This is a genomic window from Arenibacterium sp. CAU 1754 (assembly GCF_054482635.1).
Genome location: NZ_JBTLRG010000001.1, coordinates 734306 through 753752 on the forward strand (window position 1 = coordinate 734306; position 19447 = coordinate 753752).

The 19447-nt window shown below is 58.6% G+C and carries 17 protein-coding genes and 1 pseudogene; 2 read left to right on the forward strand and 16 right to left on the reverse strand.

Annotated features, from left to right (window positions below):
* Positions 1-411: 411 nt before the first annotated feature.
* From ACXYMO_RS03620 to ACXYMO_RS03650, 7 genes are all read right to left on the reverse strand, one after another.
* Positions 412-837, reverse strand: coding sequence for a GlcG/HbpS family heme-binding protein (locus tag ACXYMO_RS03620; protein ID WP_458877287.1), 426 nt, complete (start codon positions 835-837; stop codon positions 412-414).
* A gap of 89 nt (positions 838-926) precedes the next feature.
* A complete protein-coding gene (locus ACXYMO_RS03625; protein ID WP_458877288.1) occupies positions 927-2144 on the reverse strand; it encodes a CaiB/BaiF CoA transferase family protein in 1218 nt (405 codons plus the stop codon).
* A complete protein-coding gene (locus tag ACXYMO_RS03630) occupies positions 2129-2914 on the reverse strand; it encodes an enoyl-CoA hydratase/isomerase family protein (protein ID WP_458877289.1) in 786 nt (261 codons plus the stop codon). Before ACXYMO_RS03630 ends, ACXYMO_RS03625 begins: the two co-directional genes overlap by 16 nt.
* Entirely contained in the window at positions 2911-4191 is a 1281-nt protein-coding gene (locus tag ACXYMO_RS03635) for a TRAP transporter large permease (protein WP_458877290.1), read from the reverse strand. Before ACXYMO_RS03635 ends, ACXYMO_RS03630 begins: the two co-directional genes overlap by 4 nt.
* On the reverse strand, positions 4191-4757 hold the full coding sequence (locus tag ACXYMO_RS03640) for a TRAP transporter small permease (RefSeq protein WP_458877291.1): 567 nt from the start codon (positions 4755-4757) through the stop codon (positions 4191-4193). The genes ACXYMO_RS03635 and ACXYMO_RS03640 overlap by 1 nt, the downstream gene beginning before the upstream one ends.
* 120 nt (positions 4758-4877) lie before the next feature.
* The gene (locus ACXYMO_RS03645; RefSeq protein WP_458877292.1) at positions 4878-5858 is read right to left on the reverse strand and encodes a TRAP transporter substrate-binding protein; all 981 of its coding nucleotides are present in this window, start codon (positions 5856-5858) and stop codon (positions 4878-4880) included.
* A 76-nt stretch (positions 5859-5934) separates the two neighbouring features.
* Positions 5935-7092 (reverse strand): pyridoxal-phosphate-dependent aminotransferase family protein, encoded by a 1158-nt coding sequence (locus ACXYMO_RS03650; RefSeq protein ID WP_458877293.1) that lies wholly within the window; start codon positions 7090-7092, stop codon positions 5935-5937.
* Positions 7093-7248: 156 nt separating this feature from the next.
* Here ACXYMO_RS03650 and ACXYMO_RS03655 point away from each other — a divergent pair, with 156 nt between their 5' ends.
* The gene (locus tag ACXYMO_RS03655; RefSeq protein WP_458877294.1) at positions 7249-10146 is read left to right on the forward strand and encodes an FAD-binding and (Fe-S)-binding domain-containing protein; all 2898 of its coding nucleotides are present in this window, start codon (positions 7249-7251) and stop codon (positions 10144-10146) included.
* Positions 10147-10159: 13 nt separating this feature from the next.
* Positions 10160-10849 carry a GntR family transcriptional regulator gene (locus tag ACXYMO_RS03660; protein ID WP_458877295.1) on the forward strand — a complete coding sequence of 230 codons (690 nt, stop codon included), beginning with the start codon at positions 10160-10162 and terminating at the stop codon, positions 10847-10849.
* Between the two features lie 238 nt (positions 10850-11087).
* Here the strand turns inward: ACXYMO_RS03660 and ACXYMO_RS03665 are convergent.
* The 9 genes and pseudogenes from ACXYMO_RS03665 to ACXYMO_RS03705 all read right to left on the reverse strand — a co-directional run.
* A pseudogene (locus tag ACXYMO_RS03665) lies at positions 11088-11240 on the reverse strand (integrase core domain-containing protein); the annotation flags it as partial.
* A 27-nt stretch (positions 11241-11267) separates the two neighbouring features.
* The gene (locus tag ACXYMO_RS03670) at positions 11268-12341 is read right to left on the reverse strand and encodes a phosphotransferase (protein ID WP_458877296.1); all 1074 of its coding nucleotides are present in this window, start codon (positions 12339-12341) and stop codon (positions 11268-11270) included.
* Positions 12338-13528: an acyl-CoA dehydrogenase family protein gene (locus ACXYMO_RS03675; RefSeq protein WP_458877297.1), complete on the reverse strand. Its 1191-nt coding sequence runs from the start codon at positions 13526-13528 to the stop codon at positions 12338-12340. The genes ACXYMO_RS03670 and ACXYMO_RS03675 overlap by 4 nt, the downstream gene beginning before the upstream one ends.
* 84 nt (positions 13529-13612) lie before the next feature.
* Positions 13613-15193, reverse strand: coding sequence for a class I adenylate-forming enzyme family protein (locus tag ACXYMO_RS03680; RefSeq protein WP_458877298.1), 1581 nt, complete (start codon positions 15191-15193; stop codon positions 13613-13615).
* A gap of 79 nt (positions 15194-15272) precedes the next feature.
* Positions 15273-16037 carry a FadR/GntR family transcriptional regulator gene (locus ACXYMO_RS03685; protein WP_458877299.1) on the reverse strand — a complete coding sequence of 255 codons (765 nt, stop codon included), beginning with the start codon at positions 16035-16037 and terminating at the stop codon, positions 15273-15275.
* A 72-nt stretch (positions 16038-16109) separates the two neighbouring features.
* Positions 16110-16790, reverse strand: coding sequence for an ABC transporter ATP-binding protein (locus ACXYMO_RS03690; protein ID WP_458877300.1), 681 nt, complete (start codon positions 16788-16790; stop codon positions 16110-16112).
* Positions 16787-17539: an ABC transporter ATP-binding protein gene (locus tag ACXYMO_RS03695; RefSeq protein WP_458877301.1), complete on the reverse strand. Its 753-nt coding sequence runs from the start codon at positions 17537-17539 to the stop codon at positions 16787-16789. The genes ACXYMO_RS03690 and ACXYMO_RS03695 overlap by 4 nt, the downstream gene beginning before the upstream one ends.
* On the reverse strand, positions 17536-18474 hold the full coding sequence (locus ACXYMO_RS03700) for a branched-chain amino acid ABC transporter permease (protein WP_458877302.1): 939 nt from the start codon (positions 18472-18474) through the stop codon (positions 17536-17538). Before ACXYMO_RS03700 ends, ACXYMO_RS03695 begins: the two co-directional genes overlap by 4 nt.
* On the reverse strand, positions 18474-19376 hold the full coding sequence (locus tag ACXYMO_RS03705; protein ID WP_458877303.1) for a branched-chain amino acid ABC transporter permease: 903 nt from the start codon (positions 19374-19376) through the stop codon (positions 18474-18476). The genes ACXYMO_RS03700 and ACXYMO_RS03705 overlap by 1 nt, the downstream gene beginning before the upstream one ends.
* Between the last annotated feature and the right edge of the window lie 71 nt (positions 19377-19447).

The following is a 19447-nucleotide window of genomic DNA, read 5'->3' on the forward strand; positions in this document are numbered from 1 at the left end:
ATGGTCGCACACAATTGTTTTGCTCAAGGCATGTGTTCGCGTACCGCTGACCTGTTAATCCAGGGGCAAACTGTTCGTAATCCTCCAGCGACAAAGCTGGAAGTGACAAGGCCAGACGCAAATGCTGACATTCCTGCACAACCCGGCGAATTCTCGGATAGAGAACACTCAATTGGTTTTCGCTGGCGCGACGAAAAATAGAAATGGTCCGTTTTATTGGACGGTCTCGCGGCGTTTCCAGAGTGTATCCGGGATGGGTTTCACGCTGCCTTGAATTGCTCTTGTTCATCAAGCGTTTGGACTATTGCTGAATGAGCCATCTTTAGCACTCTCATTTTCTGATCGTCTTGATGGTAACAATGCAAAGATTTTTGTCAGTATATCACTTCAGCGTACCCGTCGCGGAACCTGTCAACCACCATCCGCAACAAATCCGGCTTTCTCGATCGCTGCGATCGCACAGGCCTCATCATTGTCGGAATTGTCACCCGTAATGCCAACCGCGCCAAGAATGACACCATCTTGCTTTATCAGAACGCCGCCCGCCACAGGCACCAACGACCCTTCCGACAAGGCATTCATTGCTTGGATGAAGAACGGTTCGACCTTTGCTCTTTCATACAAAGCCCGCGACCCAAGCCCCATAGAAACAGCGCCACGCGCCTTGCCCTGTGCGATCTCTGGTCTGAGGTTGCTGGTTTTGTCCTCACGCGCCAGCGCCAAAAGGTAGCCGCCACTGTCCAGCACAGCGATAGTGAGAGGTTTCAGACCGTTGTTTCTGCGCCATTCAAGGCAATCACTGATGATGGTTTGTGCCTGCTGCAAGGTGAGGGTCATCGGAATCGTCCTTTCTCGGGATCGTTTCAAGAGGTGAAATTCACGGTGCCAGGCATCAAGGCCATAGGGCTTTTCGCTTGGTGTGTCGCTTATGAAGCAATAACAGTTCGAGACTGGATGAGCGCCTCAATCTGCGCAGTTTCATAGCCCATCTCGGCCAAAACTTCTCGACTGTGTTGACCCAATAGAGGGGCGGCATGATCTACGCTTGCAGGTGTGCGGCTGAACTTCACCGGATGGCCAATCGTTTCAACCTTACCTACGGTCGCATGATCCACTTCTACAATCATCTCACGGGCGCGGGCCTGTGGATCCGCATGCATTTGCAGGATATCATTGACCGGTCCGGCGGGAAGCTGCGCCTCTTCCATGCGGTCTAGCCAATTCTCGGTTGTATCCTGCATCAGATATCCGTTCAGGATCTCGATCAGTGCAGGCAGGTTGCGGGCGCGGTCTGCATTGGACGAGAACCTCGGATCGTCGTTCAGCTCAGGGGCTGAAATCACATCGAGAAAGCGAAGCCAGTTGCTTTGGTTCGCGGCCCCTACGTTGATCCACCCATTGCTGGTCTGAAACGCTTGATAGGGCGCGTTGAGAGGATGCGCAGACCCAAGGGGTTCAGGTTTTTCACCGGTCGCAAAAGCGATTGCAGACTGCCAATAGGTCTGCACGATGGCCGCTTCGAACAACGACGTGTCGACCTTTTGGCCCAGCCCGGTCTGCAGCATGTTCGCATAGGCTGCAGACACGCCCATCGCCCCCAAAATTCCAGCATTGATGTCAGAAATAGGCGCGGCGACTTTGACTGGGGGACGGCCCGGTCCCTCGCCCGTGATCGACATCAAACCAGACATACCTTGGGCGATCAGGTCAAACCCCCCGCGCTCCGCGTAGGGGCCGGTGCGGCCAAAGCCTGAGATTTCGCAGTAGATCAGTCGCGGATTGACCGCTGCCAAATCCTCGTAGGACAGCCCCAACTTTTCCATCGTCCCTTTGCGGTAATTCTCGATCACAACATCAGCATTAGCCAGAAGCTTGCGCAAGATGTCGACGGCCAGCGGGTCTTTCAGATTGAGCGAGATGCCGCGTTTGTTTCGGTTCATCATCATGTAGGCCGCTGCTTCGCCACCAATCTCGGGCGGCACGAAGCGCCTGCTGTCATCGCCGGTGGGTTTTTCCACCTTTATGACATCCGCGCCCATATCGGCCAGCATCAGCCCGCAGACCGGCCCAGCCATGATATGGGCCAGCTCAATGACACGCATACCTGTGAGCGGCCCCGACTTCGTGCTCACTTGCCCGTCCATACCGGTTTCTTCTTTGCCAGGAACGCTTCCATGCCGATGCGGAAATCATCGCTCATGTAGCAGGACACGATCAGATCGGAATCTTCGACTTTCGACGCGGCCCGATTGCGACGCAGCGCTTCCTTGGTCGCGCGCAGGGTCAAGGGCGCCATCCCGCCGACCCTGTCGGCCAGTTCGGCGGCGCGTTTCATCATGGCGTCTTCATCTTCGAGGACTTCGCTCACCAGCCCCACGCCGAGCGCCTCATCCGCCTCGATCAGCCGCGCGGTAAAGATGATCTCGCGGACCCGTCCGGCGCCGATCAATTCGGACAGGCGCGCAAGGTTTCCGGCCGCCAGGCAATTGCCCAAGGTGCGGGCGATTGGAAACCCGAACTTCAAGCTGGCCGAGGCAATCCGAATATCGCAGGCCGCAGCAATGGAGCCTCCGCCTCCCGTGCAGGCCCCGTTTATCGCGGCGATGGTCGGCACAGGACAGCGCTCAACAGCCTCCAGAACAGCATCGATCTGGTGTTCATAATCCAGCGCGTCCTGCGGTTTATCAAAGGCGCGAAACTGCGTCATGTCGGTCCCTGCCGCAAAGGCCTTGCCCCCTGCGCCAGAGATCACCACTGCGCGGACGGACCCGTCGGTGGGCATCTCACTGCACAGTTGGGCGAGCCGTTCGTACATGCCAAAGGTCAGCGCATTGCGGGCTTGAGGCCGCTGGAAGGTGATCCACAGGATACCATCGCGCAAAGCGTCCGTGATTTCGGCGGGTTGGTCATTCATCTGTAAAAATACTCCACAAGGAACATCGGTACCGACGGCACGTAGGTACACAGCATCAAGACCGCCAGCAGCACGCCGACGAACCAGATATTCACCTTGGACACTTCCCAGATGTTGGCACGTGCCACCGAACAGGCGGTAATCAGGACCGATGCCACAGGCGGCGTTTGCTGCCCGATTGCAAGATTGAGGGTGACCACCAGCCCGAAATGCACCGGATCAATGCCAGCGGCTGTGATCAACGGGATCACGATCGGGATCACCAGAATGATGGCTGCGGCAGAATGCAAAAAGAACCCGATGACCAGGAAAAAGAAATTGAGGATCAGCAGGATCGCCCATTGCTGGGTGGTGATCGACAGGATGCTTTCGGCCAATTGTTGTGGAATTTGCGCCCGGGTCAGGAACCCGCCCATCAGCACCGATGCCGCCACAAGCAGCATGACAACCGCCGTCTGGATCCCGCCATCCAGCATCGCGCGGCGCAGGTGACCGAAGTCGAGGTTCCCGTACCATGCAGAGACAACAAGGGAGGCCAAGACTGCAAGCCCTGCCGCCTCGGTCGCGGTGACATAGCCGCCAAAAATCCCGCCCAGGATGATCACCGGCAGCGTGAAGGCGGGCAGCGCGTCGATGAACGTCTCGCGAAGGCGGGAGAGACGGAAAGCTTCTTCGGTGGGGAAATCGTACCGCTTGGCAAAAAGGTAGGCCACCAGCATCAGGCCCCCTGCCCCCAAAAGGCCCGGCACGACGCCCGCGACGAACAACTGCTCAACCGATGTATTGGCCGAGGCGGCATAGAGGATCATTGGGATCGAAGGGGGAATAATGATGGCAAGTGACGCGGAGGATGACGTGACAGCGGCGGAGAATTCTTTGCTATAACCGCGCTTTTTCATTTGCGGGATGAGGATCGACCCCATTGCCGCCACATCTGCCACGGCAGAGCCCGAGATTTCCGCGAAGAACAGCGAGACCCCGATGTTGACCATGGCGAGTCCGCCACGGATGAACCCGATGATCGCGGTGACGAAATTGATCAGCCGGTCAGTGATCCCGCCCGCGTTCATGATGGCCCCCGCCAGCACGAACATCGGGATCGCAATGAGGGAAAACTTGGTCGAACCGTCGTACATGTCCAACGCGATCGTCACGAGACTGTCCGGCCCTTCGGTGAAGAGCAGACCGAGGACACCGCACATGGCCAAGGCGACAGCAATCGGGATGTTGATGCAGATCATGATCAGCATCGACGCGAATATGGTGGCCATCAACATTAGACGCGATCCTTGTTCTTTTCGAGTTCGGCTTCGACCTCTTCCTCAATCTCGGCATGCTCAAGCGAAATGCCCGCAGCGGTGAGTTTGAGGTATCCGGGAAGGCTCAGGATTTGACAGATCATGAAAAGGATGGCGCCGATCGGAATGACGGATTGAGTAAACTGAATGGGCACCCATGTGAGCGAGATCAGCGTGTCACCAGCGAGAACCTCAAGCACCTGAAGACCGGCGCGCGCCATCAGAAAGAAGAAGATCAGGACAATGACTTCGCCCAGCAACAAAGCCGCAACGCGGAGTTTTGCCGGCAGGGCAAGCAGAACAGTGTCAAAGCCGATGTGACGCCGATGCAGGGCCGCAAGGGCCGAGCCATAATAGGTAATCCACGCCAGCATGATCGCGGCAACCTCGTCATACCAGGAAAAACTTTGCCCCATAAGCCGCGCCAGAACCGCCACCGTGACGACCAGCGTCAGAAGGACCATCAGGCTGATGGTGATCCATTCTAGAACCCTGCTCAGCGCACGGTTGATCCGTGACAGCGTTGGGTAGGCTTCATTTTCCATGCCGACTGACCTGTTGGATAGCGCACATCCCGCCCGTGCACGTTATCGGCCGGAGGGAGCACCTTTTTATTTTTTAAAGAAGAAACGTGCGGCGGGTGATGTCCGCCGCACAGCCGATAATCAGCCGGACTTGCCAAGACCGAGGACGGTGTCGATCATTTCCTGACCGCCTTCGACTTCATCTGCGAACTGCTTGTAGATCGGCGCGGATGCCTCGATGAACGCCGCCTTATCGGCTGTGTTTACTTCCACGCCCGCATCTTCAATGACCTTCAGCAGGCTCGCTTCCAATTCGGCCGCCTTTTCGTAGGTGAAATCCTGCGTCTGGTTGGCGCAATCTGTCAGACCTGCCTGCATCTCGGGGGACAGGCCATCGAATTTCTTCTTCGACATCAGAATGTATGCCGGGGTGTAGACATGGCCTGTGACCGACAGGTACTTTTGAACTTCCTGAAACTTGGCCGAAGCGATCTGTGCATAAGGGTTTTCCTGACCGTCTATCACGCCGGTCTGCAAAGCGGTGAACACGTCGGAAAAGGCCATCGGCGTCGGGTTGGCGCCGTATTCCTGGAACATCTTCAGGCGCCATACACCGTTTGGTGTACGCAACTTGATACCGGCAAGATCGGCCGGCACGTTGATGGGGCGCACGTTGTTGGTGATGTTCCGAAAGCCGTTTTCGGCCAAACCCACGATGTGATAGCCATTTGCGTGTGCCGCGTCCTGAAACACATTCATCATTGCGCCCTGGACCCGGCGCATGTGGTCACGGTCGGAGATGATATAGGGCATCTCGAAAATACCGAAGGCATCGTCGACCGACGACATCACCGAGGAGGGCAGCGAGAAATCGACCTGACCCAGTTTCAGCTTTTGCAGAAGTTCCTTGTCTTTACCCAATTGCGATGAGCCGAAGGTCTGAACTTCGACCTTGTCGCCCATCGCGCCGTTTACGCATGCGGCGAAATTGTCGACCGACGCCTCAAACAGCGAGCCCGGCGCGCCGACGTGTCCGAATTTCATGGTCATATCGGCCGCAAAGGCGCTGGTGGCCATACCAATAGCGGTTGTTGCGGCAAGAAGTTTTGCGATTACTTTCATGAGGTTCTCCTCCCAGAGATCTAGCTGTTGTAACTGTTTCTTCTTATTAATTGCCCAATTTTTAGGGGCTTTGATCCTAGTCCAGTAGGGCCATCGCCGCTTGGACCCCGCCCGTCTCGTGCGGCACATTCGCCTTTTTGAGACCCATTTCGACCCCTCCCAGAGTTGCAATCAGCATCAGATCGTTGAAGTCGCCCAGATGGCCAATACGAAAGACCTTGTCGGCCACTTTGGACAGCCCGTTCCCCAACGATATATCATAATGCTCCAGAGTCGTCGCACGGAAGGCATCCGCGCTGTGCCCTTCTGGCAGCTTGACCGCTGTCAGCACTCCGCTTTCCTCACCTTGAGTGGCGCAAAGCACCTCAAGCCCCCAAGTCCGCACCGCCGCACGGGCCGCAGCACCGTGGCGCGCATGGCGGGCAAAGACATTCTCCAACCCTTCCTCGTGCAGCATATCAACGGCCTCGTTCAGGCCGTAGAGCAGGTTTGTGGCGGGCGTATACGGGAAATAGCCGGTCTTGTTTGGCCCCACCATGTCGGCCCAATCCCAATAGGACTTTTGCAGCTTTGACGTTTTGTTCGCCGCCAACGCCTTGGCACTGGCTGCATTGAACGACAGGCCCGGTGGCAGCATCAGGCCCTTTTGCGAGCCGGACACCGTGACATCCACACCCCATTCATCGTGCCGGTAGTCCAACGAGGCCAGACCGGAGATCGTATCCACCATGAACAGTGCAGGATGACCCGCATTGTCGATGGCCTTGCGTACGGCCGCGATGGGCGACACAGAGCCGGTCGAGGTCTCGTTATGCACGACGCAGACCGCCTTGATCTGGTGTTCTCTGTCTTCGGCCAGATAGGCTTCGATCTTGCCTGGCTCCGCCCCGCCCCGCCAATCGCCTTCAATGAATTCAGCCTGCAGCCCCAACTTTTCGGCCAACTTTTTCCACATGGTCGCAAAGTGACCCGTTTCAAACATCAAGACCCGGTCCCCGGGTGAAAGAGTGTTGACTAGCGCAGCCTCCCAAGCACCTGTGCCAGAGGCTGGGTAGATGAACACGTTCTCCTTCGTCTTGAAAATCGTCTTCAGACCATCCAACGCCCGCAAGCCCACCTTTGCGAAATCAGGACCACGATGATCGATGGTTTGCTGCCCTATCGCGCTCAGAATGCGGTCGGGTACGGCGCTTGGCCCGGGAATTTGCAGAAAATGGCGGCCAGCTTTTCTCATGACACTCCGTCCCTTGTCCTAAGTGCTCAATGTCGACCAGGGCAGCTGCCGTCGCATTGCACTTTTGCTTTTCGGTTGCCCCAGCGTAATTTTGAATTCATAATTAAGTCAATTGAAATAATCGCACTCACACCCAACAAAAACAGTGGATAGGACATGCCTCAGTTCGCCGAAGCCCTGAAGAAACGCGTTCAGGGTGATGTCATGTTCGACAGCTTTTCACGGGGTCGCTATGCGACGGATGCGTCGCTTTACCAGATGATGCCGCTTGCCGTTCTGTCGCCGAAATCAGAAGATGACATCAGCGCGGCCATAGACATCGCGGGCGAACAAGGCGTGCCCCTCCTGGCGCGTGGCGGCGGGACTTCGCAATGCGGCCAGACTGTGAACGAAGCGTTCGTTCTGGATAACACACAGTATTTCAATAATATTCTTGAGCTGGACGTCGAAGGCCAAAGATGCGTCGTGCGGCCTGGCATTGTGCTTGACGACTTGAACCGCGCTCTGAAACCGCATGGCCTGTGGTTTCCGGTCGATGTCTCGACAGCCTCTCGCGCGACCATCGGAGGTATGACGGGGAACAACTCCTGCGGGGGCAAATCCCTGCGTTACGGCATGATGCGCGACAACGTTTTGTCCATTGACGCCTTTCTGGCTGATGGCAGCAAACATCACTTTGGGCCTGTCGATGCGGCCCCCTCCCCTGGCTTGGCAGCGCTGACCGAGGATCTGCTCAAGCTGGGTGCACGCGAAGCCACCGAGATTGACGCGCGATTCCCGAAAGTCATGCGCCGCGTGGGCGGGTACAATATTGACGCTTTGGTGCCCAAGAATACGAACAACAACCTTGCCCATCTTCTTGTAGGCTCAGAAGGGACGCTGGCCTATTCCACAGCGATTGAGCTGAAACTCTGGCCGATCCTCTCCGAGAAAGTTCTGGGTGTCTGTCACTTCCCTACCTTCCATCAAGCGATGGATGCCGCCCAGCATCTGGTTACGCTGAACCCTCAGGGTGTTGAATTGGTCGATGCCACGATGATCGCACTGGCCCGCGACATCCCGATGTTCCGCGAGACCATCGAAGAATTCGTGACAGGCAAGCCCGACGCCCTCCTTCTGGTCGAGTTCGCCGAAGAGGACCAGAGCCTGCATGTTCAGAAGCTCAAGCAGCTTGAAGAAATGATGGGCGATCTTGGGTTTTCATGGTCCGGCAGCGGCAAGGGCTGGGGCGGCGTGACCGCTGTGCCCGACCCCAAGATGCAAGCGCGCATCGCTGATCTGCGCAGTTCCGGCCTGAACATCATGATGTCGATGAAGTCCGAAGGCAAACCCGTGTCCTTTGTAGAAGACTGTGCCGTCGAATTGCCCGACCTCGCCGCATACACCGCCGGCCTTACGGATATTTTCGAGAAACATGGCACGCGCGGCACATGGTATGCGCATGCGTCGGTCGGATGTCTTCACGTGCGTCCTGTTCTGAACCTCAAGCTTGATCAGGACGTCAAGAAGATGCGCGCGATTGCCGAGGAATGCTTTGATCTCGTTGCAAAATATAAGGGTTCGCACTCGGGCGAGCATGGCGATGGACTGGTTCGGTCAGAATTCCACGAAAAGATGTTTGGCGCGCGCATGGTTGCCAGCTTTGGCGAGGTGAAAAAGCGCTTTGACCCCAAAGGACTTTTCAACCCCGGCAAGATCGTCGACGCCCCCAAAATGGACGACCGCAGCCTGTTTCGCTATGGCCCTGCCTATCGCGTGCCGGATTTCCAGACAGGCCTCGACTGGTCTGAATGGCCAGGCAACGGAGGTGGGTTTCAGGGCGCCGTCGAGATGTGCAACAACAACGGCGCATGTCGCAAACTCAAGGGCGGTGTGATGTGTCCGTCGTTCCGGGTGACCCGAAAGGAACAGGATCTGACCCGCGGACGCGCAAATACCTTGCGGTTGGCCATATCGGGACAATTGGGGCCAGATGCGCTGACATCGGATCAGATGGCCGACACGATGAAACTCTGTGTCTCCTGCAAAGGCTGCAAGCGTGAATGCCCCACCGGAGTTGACATGGCCCGGATGAAAATCGAGGTGCAATCCGCACGGGCCAGGAAGAAGGGGATCAGCCTGCACGACCGGCTGGTCGCCTATTTGCCGCGCTATGCCCCCTGGGCTTCGCGACTGTCTTTCGTGGCAAACCTGCGCAACAGCCTGCCGGGTCTTGCCAAACTGACCGAGAAGGTCACCGGATTCACAGCGACACGGGACCTGCCACGATGGAGCGCACGACCCTTCAAGGACGCGGAAGTCGTGCAAGCGGCCTCTCCCAAGGCGGTCCTGTTCGCTGACAGTTTCAATCGGTACTTTGAGCCGGAAAACCTGCGCGCGACCGTCAAGGTTCTTGAGGCGGCAAATGTCCCTATTCACCTGGCTGCAGCGCCCAAAGGCGAGCGGCCATTGTGCTGCGGCCGCACGTTCCTGTCTGCAGGTCTGGTGGATGAGGCAAAGCAAGAGGCGCAGCGGCTGGTCGATGCCCTGCTGCCCTATGCGCAAAAAGGAGTCCCGATTATCGGACTGGAACCCAGCTGCCTGCTGACCCTGCGCGATGAAATCCCCGCGCTGCTGCCCGGCAAGGACACAGAGCTACTCGCCCAGCATGCGCGTATGTTGGAGGAATACATCGCCGATCAGGAGGACAACCCGGATTTCGAGCTTCCACTGACCTCCCCGGCCCCCAAGGTCCTGTTGCATGGCCACTGCCATCAAAAGGCGATGGGTGTGATGTCCAGCATCGAGAAAACACTTTCTCGGCTGCCTGATACTGAGGTCGAAGTGGTCGAGACAAGCTGCTGTGGCATGGCTGGCGCATTTGGATACGGCGTGGAGACCCACGAAGTTTCGCGCAAAATGGCGGAGCTGGATCTGGCACCCGCGGTCAGGAAAGCGGCAGAAGATACATTGATCGTTGCAGATGGAACATCCTGTCGCCACCAAGTGGCCGATACGACCGCGCGCAAACCAATCCACGTTGCGCGCCTTCTTGAACTGGCCCTGCAAAGGTGAGGTAAAGCCCCCAATGATGCGAGCGACACAAGACCAAACAATCACGCGTAAGTCGTTGCATCACGAGTTGGTGGACCGTCTTCAGACACTGATTATCAATGCGGAACTGGAACCGGGCAGCAAAGTACCTGAAAAACTCTTGTGTGATAAGTTTGGCGTCTCCCGGACCCCGCTCAGAGAGGCCCTGAAGGTTCTCGCCTCAGATGGATTGGTCCGGCTTGAACCTAACCGCGGGGCGTGGGTCACTCAGGTCACGAAACAGGAAGTTGAAGAGGTTTTTCCCGTCCTTGGCGCGCTGGAAGCTTTGTCTGGCGAACTGGCCTGCAAGCACATCACCGACACCGAAATCGAAGAGGTGCGTGCCCTGCACGACCAAATGATGCAAAGTTACCGGAACCGGGACCTGAATACCTATTTCAGCATCAATCAGAAGATCCATCGCGCCATTCTGCTTGCTGCCAGAAACAAGACTTTGACCACCTCCTGTCAGGCGCTGTCGTTACGCATGCAACGGGCACGCTATCTGGCGAACATGACGGAAGGGCGATGGTATGATGCGGTGCAAGAGCATGAAAAGATATTGGAGTATCTCGTAGCGAAGGATGGCCCAAAATTGGCATCAACCCTGCTTCATCACATGGATGCCAAGCGTGCTTCCGTTGTGAGATGGCTTCAAACGCGCGAGGCGACAGACAGTCCGTAAGGAACGTGTCTGTGTGCCTGGTTCAGAGTCTATGGTGATAACAAGCCACTTGATGCTTGCCCCTTGCAACGGCGAAACGTTCGCCAAAGCGCGACGCGATGCGATCCCGGGATGCACATATGCTGCACACAGCGGCATTTTAGCTAGTTGAAATAAATATAGCCGCCAAATCCATCATCGAGGCCACGGACAGGCGGAGTAATCCCCCATATTTGCGGGGGCTTGGTCGCAGAATTTGCGCGGCCAATCTCAGTTTCTGGGCGGGGGTTATCCCGCCGTTACCCATGTTGGGGCGCTCGTTGTTGTAAGCCCAGAACCACTGGGTGGCACTCTGCTGCACCTCCTCGATGCTTTCAAATATGTAGAGGTCCAGCCATTCGTGCCGAACAGTCGGTGACATCAAGAAGAACGGGTTCGGTCATAAGCATTCCTCCGCGGCGTCCACCGCCAGTCTGACCAGTTTTGGGAAGTGCTGCACCCGGGCCATCGAATGGGCCGAGGCCGCCTGACCACGGATCACACGGCCCTTGATCCCGTGAAAGATGGCCGCCAGCCGAAAGAAATTGAACGCGACGTAGAAAGGGTAATCCGGAATCGACCTGCGGCCCGTCGCAGCGCAGTACTGCGCAACGTAGTCGACCTCGGTCGGGATGTTCAGGCGGGCAGGATCTACGTTCCCGAGCCCGGCGACGATCTCGGGCGGCATCCGGTACATCATCGCGTGATAGGTGAAATCCGCAAGCGGGCACCCCAGCGTCGAAAGCTCCCAGTCCATAACCGCAATCACGCGCGGCTCGAAGGGATGAAAGATCAGGTTGTCACAGCGATAGTCACCGTGGACGATCCGGGTTTGCGTGGTTTCGGGGATCGCCGAGGGAAGCCAGTCGACCAGCTTGTCCATGCCAGGATCGCGCCCGGCATCGGTATCCGCCAGATAGGAACGGCTCCACCGGCTGATCTGCCGCTCAAAGTAATTGCCCGCACGGCCGTAATCGCCCAGCCCGACAGATTCGGGGTCGATCTGGTGGAGCCGTGCCAGTGTCTGGTTCATCGCCGAGAAATACGCGGGCCGCTCTTCGGCAGGTACCTCCGGAAAGGTCGCGTTCCAGAAAATACGTCCCTCCACCATGTCCATGACGTAGAACCAGCTGCCGATGACGCTTTCGTCGGTACAGAGCCCATGCACCTTGGCGACCGGGAAATCGACGCGGGAAAGAGCGGTTAGTACGCGGGCCTCGCGGTCGACGGCGTGCGCGCCCTTGGCCAACGCGCCTGTCGGCTTGCGGCGCAACACGTAGGTCTTTCCCGGCGTCGCGAGTTGGTAGGTGGGGTTTGACTGCCCACCCTTGAACTGGCGCACGGACAAGGGCCCCTTGAACCCTGCGACATGTGTCTCCATCCACTTTGTCAGAGCCGCCACGTCAAAGCCGAAACCCTCGCGCACGGGCGTGGTTCCGGTATTGGCTGCAGCGCTGACGGCAGAGGATGTCATCCCGCGTGCTCTGATTTCCAGTCCCGCTTGATCTTCTTGGCAAGGCTCCATTTGTGAACCTCGGTCGGGCCGTCGTAGATCCTGAACGCGCGGATTTCGCGGAATACCTGTTCGACGATGGTGTCGGCCGTGACGCCCTGCCCGCCCATGCACTGCACACAGCGGTCCGCCACGCGCATCAGCGCCTCGGACACCGCGACCTTGGCCATCGAGCTTTCCGGCCCGCCCTGCGCGCCGCTGTCAAGAACATCCGCACACCAGTAGATCATCAGTTCGGCCTGTTTGAGGTCCATGAGGTTCTCAGCCAGCATGAAACCCACGCCTTCGTGGTCGATCAGCTGCTTGCCAAAGGCCATGCGCCGGTTGGCGTAATCTGTCGCGATCTCATGGGCGCGGACGCAGGCCCCCAGCCAGCGCATGCAATGGCTCAGCCGCGCCGGCGCAAGGCGGACCTGCGCGTATTTGAACCCCTCGCCGGACTCGCCCAGCATCTGGGTGGCGGGAATGCGCAGGTTGTCGATGGTGATCACGGCATGACCGCCGGGCATGGAGCTGTCGATGGTATCCATCACCCGATCGATCCGGATCGCGGGGTCGGGCAGATCGACAAGGAACATGCAGGCACCATCATCGGATTTGGCCATGATGATCCCCATCCCCGCGCCATCCGCGCCGGTGATATAGGTCTTGCGACCGTTCACCACCCAGTGATTGCCGTCCATTTGGCAAGTGGTCAACATCATTGAAGGATCGGAGCCCGCGCCGCCGTCCTCGGCGGGCTCGGTCATGAAAAAGGCGGTGCGCATGCTCCCATCTACCATTCTGGTCAGAAATCGCTCTTTCAACTCCGGCGAGGCGACCTTGCCCAAAAGGTACATGTTGCCTTCGTCCGGGGCGCAGGTGTGGCAGGCCAAGGGCCCCAGCGGCGAAAGGCCCGAACGCATCAGAACGGCGGCGGTTTCGCGCTGTGTCAGATGCCCGCCATCGTCGAGGATGTGCGGGGTCATGACCCCCGCCTCGCGCGCCAGAGCCTTCATCTCGTCCGCCAAGTCCTCTGACGGGCCATGGCCGCCAAGGCGCGGATCGCGCTCAAAGGGAACGACAGTCTCGCGGACGAAGCGTTCGACCTTGTCGGAAATTTCGAGCGCCCGGGCCGATACCCCCTCTCGTTGCAGCAGTTTACTCATTCGGATCAATCCCGTTCTTTTGCGCCGAGCGATACGTCCGGCCGGTTGGTTTCAGGTTTCTGGCTTCACTGACAAGACGCACGATCACGGGTCCGCAAAGCCCAGGTCTTCCTTGATCTGACGTTTGAGGATCTTGCCGTTGGCGTTGCGGGGCAAAGACGTCTCAAGCAGGGTGTAGCTTTCCGGGCATTGGTAGTCGGCCAGTTGAGCCGCGCATGCCGCGGCCACTGCCGCCTCGTCGGCCTGTCCCGGCTTAACCGACAGAACGGCATGCACACGCTCGCCCAGAATGGGACAGGGCTTGGCGACCACGGCGGCCTCGATCACGCCGGGGCATGCGGTCAGCACGCTTTCCACCTGCGCGGTGAAAATCTTGTGTCCGCCGCGGTTGACCATGTCCTTTTTCCGGTCATGCACATAGACGAAACCTTCCGCGTCCACCGCCCCGATATCCCCGGATTTCCAGAACCCGGATACAAATTCGCGTGCGTCCGCCTCGGGGTTGCGCCAGTACCCCGGCACCACCATTGCGCCCCTGATCCAGAGCTCTCCATCCTCGCCTGCAGGCGCCTCGCGCCCGTCCTCGTCCATGACACAGATCTCGGCCCCGGGCACGGGGCGTCCGACCGAAAGCCGCCGCGCCGCCGTCTGATCCGCAGGCATCACCGTCGCCGGCGAGGTCAGTTCCGTCGCCCCATAGGCGTTCATCAGTCCCAGACCCGGCAATGCACTGGCTAGCCGTTCGATCGTCGCGGCGGGCATGGGCGCACCGCCGTATCCGCCGACCCGCCATGCCGACAGATCATAGTCGCTCAGATCGGCCTGATGCAGGCAAAGGTTGTACATCGCAGGCACCATAAGGGAACAGGTCATCCCCTCTCGTTCCGCACAGTCGAGAAACTTGGCGGCCTTGAACTCGCGCATCACCGTAATGGTGCCCCCGGCACGCACCAGAGTGTGAATTCCCGCGACAAGCCCAGTCACGTGGTTCATCGGCACCACGACAATGGTTTTGTCGCTTGGACCCAACTGCATCGTGGTAACGAAATTCGTCGCAGAGTGAACGATCCCTAGGCCCGTCAGCATCGCGCCCTTGGGTACGCCGGTTGTGCCTGAGGTATAGAGAATGGTCGCGACCTCGTCTTCTGAGACATCGACGGGTTTTGTCAGCGGGTCAGACCGACGCAGGTCTTCGTAATCGGCAAAGCCCTCGGCCTGCCCGACTGAAATACGCCGCTTGAGATTTGGGGTTTCGTCCGGTCGTGGCACCAAATCGGCGAATTCAGCTTCCACCACCAATGCGATGGCGTCCGAGTTCAAAAGCGCGTGCCGAATGCCGGGCATCTGGTCTCGGATGCTCAGCGGGACGGTGACCGCGCCCAAACGGGCGGCGGCAAATGTCAACACAACGAACGGCACGCCGTTCCCAAGCAGCATCGCCACCCTGTCGCCCTGTGCCACGCCCTGCGCGGCCAGACCTGCGGCAACCCGCCCGACCTCCTCGTCAAACTGTGCATAAGTCATCCGAGTGTCGTCGCAGATCAGAGCTTCATTATCTGGATGGTGTGTTACTGCCTCTTGCAGGAGCCCGTGCACATTGCGCGGACGTTCCGCGTAGCAATCGACCACCCGGTCACCATAGTGGAGCTCACGGCGCAATCGCATTTGCGTAGTCATACAGCAGGTCCCCTTCGTTTCGATCCAGCCCGAAATCCTTTACCTTTTGCGCAGGTTTGAACAAATCTCATTGCACCTGGCTTTGTTCGACCAGCCGACCGGCCGCACCCGCGATGGGTTTGTCCAGCGGCAGGCCTGCGAGAATATAACCTCTCTTGAAGTCGTCGATGTGCCGCGTCATCCAATCGCGCGCTGTTTCGGCATCCCTGGCGCGGATCGCCTCGATAACGTGATGATGCGCAACCACCTGACGTGACATCGCCTGCGGAAGTTTGGGGATCAGCGCGTCGATTCCGCTGTAAAGGAGGAAACCGATGGGCTCACGTGCAAGCTGCAGCACCCGGTTCTTGCTGGCCGCAGCGACACGCGAGTGAAAGGCCGTATCGATCTCGACAGAGGCATCCCCCTGCCCCTCAGCGGCCATGAGATCGCGCTGTATCCTGTCCAGTTCGGCGATGTCATCTGCATCCGCATGGCGTGCGGCCAGTTCCGCGGCAAGCGGTTCAGTCGCAATCGCGACACTCCATAATTCGTCGAAGGTGACATCCAGCATGCTGAGCGCCCGGGTCTGCCGGGAGGAAAGCTCTGCCATATGCGGGATGCTGACCACCATTTTGCGCGGCGAAACCCGGCGCACGAAGCCTTCGCTCTCCAGCCGACGTATCCCCTCGCGGACGGTGGAGCGGTTGACGTTGAACATGCTTGCCATCTCGACCTCTCCAGGAAGCCGGTCGCCCGGCTTGATCGAGCCGCTGAGAATCTGCGCTTCGATTTCGCTGGATACCTGTTCGTAGGCATGTTTGACACGCAATGTTTTCGGTTTGAGTGGCATGAGTGACCTATCACTGCGCGCGATGACGCGAATACCGATGACTGATTGGGATAGGTGCGGCTATAGGCATCCTTATGACGTCTCTGCCAGTGTTTGATCGATGACATTCACCTTGATGATCTCACCGCGCTCAATGACGCTCTCCCGTTGAAGAAGCTGGAGCGAATGGCTGAGTTCCGACTGTGCTATGAGGACGGAGAGCCCCTCCCCTTTCAAGGACGTGATGACTTCCGAAATGCGCTTGGCCAAAGCGGGGGCGACACCCTCGAAAGGCTCATCAAGGAGCAGTAGTTTTCGACCGGCGATCAACGCCCGACCGAGCGCCACCATCTTCTGCTGCCCACCGGAAAGAAGCAGCGCCTTGCGCGGCGCCATCTCGGTCAATTCGGGCATCAGATTATAGACAAACGCCAGACCTTTCTGACCGTCGATCTCCTTGTTCACCCACGCGGGCAAAAGCATGTTCTCCTCAACAGTGAGATCAGGCACCAAACGACGGTCTTCCGGCATATAGCCAAACCCCAGTTGCGCACGTTGGCGTGGCGGCATGTTCGAGATGTCCTCACCATTCCACAGCACCCTGCCCGCTGCCAGGTTGGCCAGCCCCGTGATAGTGCGCATGACCGTGGTCTTGCCTGCCCCGTTTCGCCCGACAAGCCCCATGCGTTCGCCGGTACCAACCTCCAGACTGACACCACGCAGGATCGGCGCGGCCTGGATGCTTACTTCTACGTTTTCAAGCTTCAAGGTCATGCGGGCGCCCCCGTCACATAGCGTTGCACTTCAGGATCTGACAAGACTTCGTCCGGTGCATCGTCCGCGATGATCCGTCCGTCATAGAACGCCAGCACGCGTTCGGAGTAACGTGTCACGATGTCCATGTCGTGCTCGACGAAAATGACGGTCACGCCAGCCGATCGGAGCGCCTCCATCACCAGATCCATGATCGGAAATTTCTCGTCCGCCGCGACCCCGGAGGTTGGCTCATCCAGCAGCATGAGCTGCGTGTCCCCCGCCATGGCCATGGCAATATCGAGCAGCTTCTTGACACCGCCCGACAGTTCCGGGATCAACCGGTCACGATGCTCAGCGATATTGAAGCGTTCCAGCGTCGCGATGGCCCGTTCGCGCGCGTCCCGGTCGTGCGCCTGCCGCAGAAACGATGGCCCCTTGGGACCGTGGATGGCGTCGGCCACCAGCATGTTTTCCTCTACGGTCAGTTCGTTGCACAGCTGCGCGATCTGAAAAGAGCGATGGATGCCCATGCGGGTGATCTGCCGCGGGGCCATGCCGATGATATTTCGGCCACCAAAGTTGATGGTGCCTGCGTCGGGCCTGATATAGCCCGTCACCATGTTGACGAAAGTGGTCTTGCCCGCCCCATTGGTCCCGATCAGCGAATAGACCGCGCCTTCGGGCACCGTTACCGAGATATCTTTGGCAGCAGTGACCGCCCCAAAAGACTTCTGGACGTCACGAACCTCGAGAACAACGTTGCTCATGCCTTGTTTCCTTTCGGACGGCTGACAAGGGATCCCAATCCGTTGGGCAGCACGACGATCACCGCAAGCAGGAATATCCCGAGCGCCAGTTGCCATGTGTTGGGAAAGTAGAGGTTGGAGAACGACCGGACGAGTTCAAGAATGATCGCCGCGACAAAGACCGCTGGCACGGAGAGGTATCCCGCGAGAATGGCGACAAAGACGAATTCGCCCGACGTGGTCCAGAAGGCGAGTTCCGGGTCCACATGGCCCAGCGCGAGCGCCGCAATGGTGCCGCCAACGCCGCCAAGGACGGCGCCAAAGACATAGTTGTACGTCATGATGTTTCGCACCGACGCCCCAAGATATTCTACCCTGAGTTCATTGTCCCGGGTCGCAAGCGTGAGCAATCCGCGCTCACTGTCAAAATAAACGCGCATCAACGTACCGGCGATGACCACGATGACCACCACGTAGAGGTAAAGCGCTGTTTGCAACGGGCGGCCTTCCGGGGCCCAGCCCAGGAACGTCGGTGCCGCGATATTCAGCCCGTCGGTCCCCCCGATAAAGCTCATCTTGGAAAGTGAACCGTATAGCACCATCGACAGGGCCAGTGACAGCATCGCGAAAAAAATACCTCGGTAATTGGACAATAACGGCCCGAAAGCGATCCCGACCAGCAGGCAGATCGCGGCGCTGAGCAAGGTCAGCAGGAAGATATCGGACACCCCGAAATTGTTGGCGACAAGGGTCGCCGTGTAGGCACCAAGGCAATAATAAAGCCCCTGTCCGAATGAAACCACGCCGCCCCGCATCATCCCGACGATACCGAGGCAAACCAGCCCTTTGGCCAGGGCCATGGCGCAAAGGAACATTGCCCAGTCGGGCAAGACCACCGAACCTGCGGCCAGAACGGCAAGGGCGACGATGGCGCTGATGATAAGATTGGACTGCATCAGATTTTCCTCGCCTGGGTTTTAGCGAACAGCCCCTCGGGCCGGAACAGCAGGACGATGGCCATCACGAAGTAGATGATGAACAGCTCGGCCTCGGGCAGCAGGTGCACGGATGCCGCCCGGCTGATACCCACCATCAACGCGCCGATGGCGGCGCCAGGCACGGAGCCCAGGCCTCCGATGATGACAACCGCAAAGGCCACGATGATAACGTTGACCCCCAGACCGGGTGTCACCGAAATCATCGGCGCGGTCAGCGCGCCCCCCAGAGCCGCCAGAAACGCGCCTGCCGTGAAGGCCCCAAGATAGATGCGCTGAACGTTCACACCCATGGTCTGGCTCATCTCGGAGTCGTGGATCACTGCGAGGACGACCTTGCCGATCTGCGTGCGATTGAGCGTCAACCACACCGCCAGACCCACGATAATGGCCGCGGCGATCACCGCGAAGTCATAGCCGACGTAGAACAGCGGCCCGATCTCGACATCGCCCAAGAGCGTATAGGGCTCATATACGAAATAGGGGTTCACGCCCCAGATCAGCTTCATCACGTCCTCAAGGATCAGAAAGACCGCATAAGTCACCAGAACGTTCAGCACCTCGTCGCGGCCGTAGAAGAACCGCAGGAGACCCCGCTCCAGCAGGGGGCCGAGGACGAGGGCAACCAGCACAGCGGCAAGGATCAGGGCCGCATAGCTGCCGTAGGGAAACACCTCGCCCCCAGAGGCGAAATAGGCCCCGACGAGTGAGGCGGATGCATAGGCGCCGATCGCATAGAGGCTGCCATGCGCAATGTTGAGAATATTCAGCACGCCGAAGACGAGCGTCAGGCCGACGGAGACGATAAACAGCCAGCCAGCGTAAATCAGTCCATCGACAAGGATGGTTGCCGCAAGATCCATGGGTCGGGTGTCCGTGCGTTTTTCATGAAATGACGGCCCGCCGCGGGGCTGCGGCGGGCGGTTTCAGTTTC

What these genes read in the sequence shown, in the direction of transcription:
- ACXYMO_RS03620 (WP_458877287.1), bottom strand. Translation starts at nt 837, where the DNA reads ATGACCCTCACCTTGCAGCAGGCACAAACCATCATCAGTGATTGCCTT.
- ACXYMO_RS03625 (WP_458877288.1), bottom strand. Translation starts at nt 2,144, where the DNA reads ATGGACGGGCAAGTGAGCACGAAGTCGGGGCCGCTCACAGGTATGCGT.
- ACXYMO_RS03630 (WP_458877289.1), bottom strand. Translation starts at nt 2,914, where the DNA reads ATGAATGACCAACCCGCCGAAATCACGGACGCTTTGCGCGATGGTATC.
- ACXYMO_RS03635 (WP_458877290.1), bottom strand. Translation starts at nt 4,191, where the DNA reads ATGTTGATGGCCACCATATTCGCGTCGATGCTGATCATGATCTGCATC.
- ACXYMO_RS03640 (WP_458877291.1), bottom strand. Translation starts at nt 4,757, where the DNA reads ATGGAAAATGAAGCCTACCCAACGCTGTCACGGATCAACCGTGCGCTG.
- ACXYMO_RS03645 (WP_458877292.1), bottom strand. Translation starts at nt 5,858, where the DNA reads ATGAAAGTAATCGCAAAACTTCTTGCCGCAACAACCGCTATTGGTATG.
- ACXYMO_RS03650 (WP_458877293.1), bottom strand. Translation starts at nt 7,092, where the DNA reads ATGAGAAAAGCTGGCCGCCATTTTCTGCAAATTCCCGGGCCAAGCGCC.
- ACXYMO_RS03655 (WP_458877294.1), top strand. Translation starts at nt 7,249, where the DNA reads ATGCCTCAGTTCGCCGAAGCCCTGAAGAAACGCGTTCAGGGTGATGTC.
- ACXYMO_RS03660 (WP_458877295.1), top strand. Translation starts at nt 10,160, where the DNA reads ATGATGCGAGCGACACAAGACCAAACAATCACGCGTAAGTCGTTGCAT.
- ACXYMO_RS03670 (WP_458877296.1), bottom strand. Translation starts at nt 12,341, where the DNA reads ATGACATCCTCTGCCGTCAGCGCTGCAGCCAATACCGGAACCACGCCC.
- ACXYMO_RS03675 (WP_458877297.1), bottom strand. Translation starts at nt 13,528, where the DNA reads ATGAGTAAACTGCTGCAACGAGAGGGGGTATCGGCCCGGGCGCTCGAA.
- ACXYMO_RS03680 (WP_458877298.1), bottom strand. Translation starts at nt 15,193, where the DNA reads ATGCGATTGCGCCGTGAGCTCCACTATGGTGACCGGGTGGTCGATTGC.
- ACXYMO_RS03685 (WP_458877299.1), bottom strand. Translation starts at nt 16,037, where the DNA reads ATGCCACTCAAACCGAAAACATTGCGTGTCAAACATGCCTACGAACAG.
- ACXYMO_RS03690 (WP_458877300.1), bottom strand. Translation starts at nt 16,790, where the DNA reads ATGACCTTGAAGCTTGAAAACGTAGAAGTAAGCATCCAGGCCGCGCCG.
- ACXYMO_RS03695 (WP_458877301.1), bottom strand. Translation starts at nt 17,539, where the DNA reads ATGAGCAACGTTGTTCTCGAGGTTCGTGACGTCCAGAAGTCTTTTGGG.
- ACXYMO_RS03700 (WP_458877302.1), bottom strand. Translation starts at nt 18,474, where the DNA reads ATGCAGTCCAATCTTATCATCAGCGCCATCGTCGCCCTTGCCGTTCTG.
- ACXYMO_RS03705 (WP_458877303.1), bottom strand. Translation starts at nt 19,376, where the DNA reads ATGGATCTTGCGGCAACCATCCTTGTCGATGGACTGATTTACGCTGGC.